Origin of the sequence: Intrasporangium sp. (genome assembly GCF_032907665.1) — a bacterium.
GTDB lineage: Bacteria > Actinomycetota > Actinomycetes > Actinomycetales > Dermatophilaceae > Intrasporangium.
Genome location: NZ_JAJJPG010000217.1, coordinates 1 through 3831, shown reverse-complemented (window position 1 = coordinate 3831; position 3831 = coordinate 1). Strand labels below are relative to the sequence as shown.

Annotated in this window: 7 protein-coding genes; 1 reads left to right on the top strand and 6 read right to left on the bottom strand. The window is 67.6% G+C overall.

Annotation, left to right across the window (positions count from 1 at the left end; translation table 11 throughout):
• The 6 genes from LOY02_RS18390 to infA all read right to left on the bottom strand — a co-directional run.
• A partial coding sequence (locus LOY02_RS18390) for a DNA-directed RNA polymerase subunit alpha (protein ID WP_317183817.1) occupies positions 1–817 on the bottom strand: 817 nt, incomplete at its 3' end.
• A gap of 197 nt (positions 818–1014) precedes the next feature.
• Positions 1015–1623: a 30S ribosomal protein S4 gene (rpsD, locus tag LOY02_RS18385; RefSeq protein ID WP_317183816.1), complete on the bottom strand. Its 609-nt coding sequence runs from the start codon at positions 1621–1623 to the stop codon at positions 1015–1017.
• 37 nt (positions 1624–1660) lie between these two features.
• Positions 1661–2056, bottom strand: coding sequence for a 30S ribosomal protein S11 (rpsK, locus tag LOY02_RS18380; RefSeq protein ID WP_013493541.1), 396 nt, complete (start codon positions 2054–2056; stop codon positions 1661–1663).
• 65 nt (positions 2057–2121) lie between these two features.
• Complete coding sequence (rpsM, locus tag LOY02_RS18375; protein WP_317183815.1) at positions 2122–2496, bottom strand: 30S ribosomal protein S13; 375 nt, start codon at positions 2494–2496, stop codon at positions 2122–2124.
• A 218-nt stretch (positions 2497–2714) separates the two neighbouring features.
• On the bottom strand, positions 2715–2828 hold the full coding sequence (gene rpmJ / locus LOY02_RS18370) for a 50S ribosomal protein L36 (RefSeq protein ID WP_006592630.1): 114 nt from the start codon (positions 2826–2828) through the stop codon (positions 2715–2717).
• 122 nt (positions 2829–2950) lie between these two features.
• The gene (infA, locus tag LOY02_RS18365) at positions 2951–3172 is read right to left on the bottom strand and encodes a translation initiation factor IF-1 (protein ID WP_006946284.1); all 222 of its coding nucleotides are present in this window, start codon (positions 3170–3172) and stop codon (positions 2951–2953) included.
• Positions 3173–3406: 234 nt separating this feature from the next.
• On the opposite strand from infA, the gene LOY02_RS18360 reads away from it, so the two are divergent.
• Positions 3407–3831 (top strand): hypothetical protein (locus tag LOY02_RS18360; RefSeq protein WP_317183814.1); only part of this gene is annotated, 425 nt, incomplete at its 3' end.

The window sequence follows — 3831 nt, the reverse complement described above, 5'->3', positions numbered from 1 at the left end:
CCACGGTGTGGATGCCCTCGCGCTTGAGGCAGTTGTAGGAGCGAACCGTGAGGTCGAGGTCCTCGATCGGCAGCGCGAGGTCGGCGGCGAGGGCGGCGTCGGTCGGCGACGGGCCCATGTCGATGCCCTCGGCCTCGACGTTGAGCTCACGGGCCAGGCCGAAGAGCTCGACGAGCGTCTTGCCGGCCGACGCCATGGCGTCGCGCGGGGTCATCGAGTTCTTCGTCTCGACGTCGACGATGAGCTTGTCGAAGTCGGTGCGCTGCTCGACACGGGTCGCCTCGACCTTGTAGGTCACGGCGAGGACGGGCGAGTAGATCGAGTCGACGGGGATGCGCCCGATCTCCTGGTCACCGGACTTGTTCTGCTGCGCAGAGACGTAGCCGCGGCCGCGCTCGACGGTCAGCTCCATCTCGAGCTTGCCCTTGTCGTTGAGGGTCGCGATGTGCAGGTCGGGGTTGTGCACCTCGACACCGGCCGGGGGCGTGATGTCACCGGCGGTGACGGTTCCGGGACCCTGCTTGCGCAGGTACATCACGACCGGCTCGTCGTGCTCGGACGAGACGACCAGGCCCTTGATGTTGAGGATGATCTCGGTGACGTCCTCCTTGACACCCGGCACGGTCGTGAACTCATGGAGCACGCCGTCGATGCGGATGGACGTGACCGCGGCACCCGGGATGCTCGAGAGCAGGGTGCGACGGAGGCTGTTGCCGAGCGTGTAGCCGAAGCCGGGCTCGAGCGGCTCGATGGTGAAGCGGCTGCGGTTGTCCGCAACGACTTCCTCGGAGAGCACGGGACGCTGTGCGATGAGCACTGTCTGATTCCTTCCCACGGGCGACCGCTATATGACGCCGCGTGAACGTCCGGGACGACCTCCCGGATGCGAAACCCACCTCTGTCCGTGGGCCTCGCAGTCCCGAGGGACCCACGCAGCGACGTGAAGTCGGCCGCGCGGGTCCTTCGGGGGTACTCGGGGGCGCAGGCCCGCCAGGGCCGTGAGCTCCCGAGGGTCTAGTTCTTCGAGTAGAGCTCGACGATGAGCTGCTCGGTGAGCTGCGAGTCGATCTGTGCGCGCACCGGGAGCTGGTGGATGAGGATCTGGAGCGAGCCCTCGGACACGTGCATCCACGCCGGCGGCGTGCGCTCGCCGAACGTCTGGCGGGCCAGCTCGAACGGGAACGTCTCGACCGACTGCTTGCGGACCGTGATGATGTCGTACGCCTCGACGCGGTAGGAGGGGACGTCGACGCGGACGCCGTTGACCTCGAAGTGGCCGTGCGTGACGAGCTGACGCGCGTGTCGACGGGTGCGGGCCAGGCCCGCGCGGTAGACGACGTTGTCGAGACGCGACTCGAGGATCGTCAGCAGGTTCTCGCCCGTCTTGCCCGGACGCCTCGCGGCCTCCTTGTAGTAACGGACGAACTGCTTCTCCATGACGCCGTAGGCGAAGCGAGCCTTCTGCTTCTCCTGCAGCTGGGTGAGGTACTCCTTCTCCTGGATCCGGCGACGGCCGTGCTGGCCGGGCGGGAACGGGCGGAGCTCGAAGTTCTTGTCGCCGCCGACGAGGTCGGTCTTGAGCCTGCGGGACTTCTTGGTGATCGGGCCGGTGTAACGAGCCATGAGTTCTTGGACCTTCTCTTCTCGAAATCAGGCCGGATCAGACGCGGCGGCGCTTGGGCGGGCGGACACCGTTGTGCGGCGTGGGCGTGACGTCGCTGATCGCGCCGACCTCGAGACCGGCAGCGGTCAGGGAACGGATCGCGGTCTCACGGCCGGAGCCGGGACCCTTGACGAAGACGTCGACCTTGCGCATGCCGTGCTCCATGGCGCGGCGGGCAGCGGCCTCGGCAGCCATCTGGGCGGCATACGGCGTGGACTTGCGGGAGCCCTTGAAGCCGACCTGGCCGGCGGAGGCCCACGCGATCACGGCGCCAGTGGGGTCCGTGATCGAGATGATGGTGTTGTTGAACGTGCTCTTGATGTGAGCGTGCCCGTGGGCGACGTTCTTCTTCTCCTTGCGACGAACCTTCGTCACACGAGCCTTGGGAGGCATGTTTCTCCTACGTCAGAGTGAATTCGGTGAGGGCCGGGAGTGCGCGATCGCCGGGGCGATCAGCGTCACTTCGCCTTCTTCTTGCCGGCCACGGTGCGCTTCGGGCCCTTGCGGGTGCGCGCGTTGGTCTTGGTGCGCTGTCCGCGCACGGGCAGACCACGACGGTGACGAAGGCCCTCGTAGGAGCCGATCTCGACCTTGCGGCGGATGTCGGCCTGAACCTCACGACGAAGGTCACCCTCGAGGCGGTAGTTGCCCTCGAGGAAGTCACGAAGCGCAACGAGCTCGGTCTCACCGAGGTCCTTGACGCGGGTGTTGGGGTTGACGCCGGTCGCGGCCAGCGCCTCCTGGCTGCGGGTGCGACCCACACCGAAGATGTAGGTCAGTGCGACCTCGACGCGCTTGTCACGCGGAAGGTCGACTCCAACAAGACGAGCCATGTTGGTGGTTCTCCTGATTTCTGTTTCGCGGAGGTCTGGTGCAGTCACCGGTCCGGTTTCGTGCCCGCCCTTCAGAACGGGTCGGGCTCCGGTCCCCGGCCTCCGTGCCGGGGGTGACGTCCTGCGCCGACACGACGGTCGGTCATCAGGGGCCGGGTGCTGCTGTCTACGTGGTGCGTGCTGTCGAATCTCGACGACGCGTGCTGGTCGGCGGCTGCTCAGCCCTGGCGCTGCTTGTGGCGCAGGTTTTCGCAGATCACCATGACCCGCCCGTTGCGGCGGATCACCTTGCACTTGTCGCAGATCTTCTTGACGCTCGGCTGAACCTTCATCTGCCTGCTGTCTTCAGATCGTGCGCCTGCCGCCACCGACCCATGCGAGGGCCGCCACCGTCAGGTGCTGTTCGGGTAATCGGGAGGTGTGCTTCGTGCTCGCGCCCTCGCGGGCCGGGCGCTCAGCGGTAACGGAAGACGATCCGACCGCGGGTCAGGTCATAGGGCGAGAGCTCCACCACGACCCGGTCCTCGGGGAGGATCCGGATGTAGTGCTGGCGCATCTTGCCCGAGATGTGCGCGAGAACCTTGTGACCGTTGGTCAGCTCGACCCGGAACATTGCGTTCGGGAGAGCCTCGACGATCGTGCCCTCGATCTCGATGACACCGTCCTTCTTGGCCATGTCCTCCGTCAATCTGTCGGCGGCCTACCCTGGTTGGGTCGGCACATGAGTGAATGGCGTGCAGGCGCACGACACCCAAGGATCAAGATTACGCCACGCACGCGCTGAGGAGAAATCGACCCCTGGCGGTCGTCCGCGCGGGGCCGGGAGGCAGCGGACGCCCACCCAGCGGCATACGGCCACATCCTGCCACGGGAGGATCCCGTATGCCGCTGGGCTCGGTACCGTGCCTCCGTGACCACCCAGCCGCACGCCGATCGCGGCGAGCCGGGCCGGGTCGGGCGGACCGGCTACGTGGCGCTCGCGCTCGCCTGCGCCGTGGCGGCCCTCCTCGCCGCGACCTCTGACGTGCACGTCTCCATCCCGCGGCTGTTCTGGGACGGCGGTGTGGACGTGGGGACGACGACGTGCGGCTCCGCCTACGACGTCACCCTCTTCGAGCGCGACGGCCACCTCGGTGGCGAACGGGCCGTCAACCAGGACGAGATCGACGCGGCATGCGTGTCGGCTGCCGGCCAACGGATGGTCCTGGCGGGGCTCTTCACCCTCGGCGCAGCCGTGTCCCTCGTGCTCGCGGTCCGGGCTCGGAGTCGCGGTCCCGTGCCGAGTCGGCGCGGTGTGGGTGGCCGTGCCGGTGGGCTCGGTGGGCTCGGTGGGCT

Bases quoted from the DNA above. Each gene is read 5' to 3' on its own strand.
- rpmJ (WP_006592630.1), bottom strand. From the start codon at position 2,828: ATGAAGGTTCAGCCGAGCGTCAAGAAGATCTGCGACAAGTGCAAGGTG.
- rpsD (WP_317183816.1), bottom strand. From the start codon at position 1,623: ATGGCTCGTTACACCGGCCCGATCACCAAGAAGTCCCGCAGGCTCAAG.
- rpsK (WP_013493541.1), bottom strand. From the start codon at position 2,056: ATGCCTCCCAAGGCTCGTGTGACGAAGGTTCGTCGCAAGGAGAAGAAG.
- rpsM (WP_317183815.1), bottom strand. From the start codon at position 2,496: ATGGCTCGTCTTGTTGGAGTCGACCTTCCGCGTGACAAGCGCGTCGAG.
- infA (WP_006946284.1), bottom strand. From the start codon at position 3,172: ATGGCCAAGAAGGACGGTGTCATCGAGATCGAGGGCACGATCGTCGAG.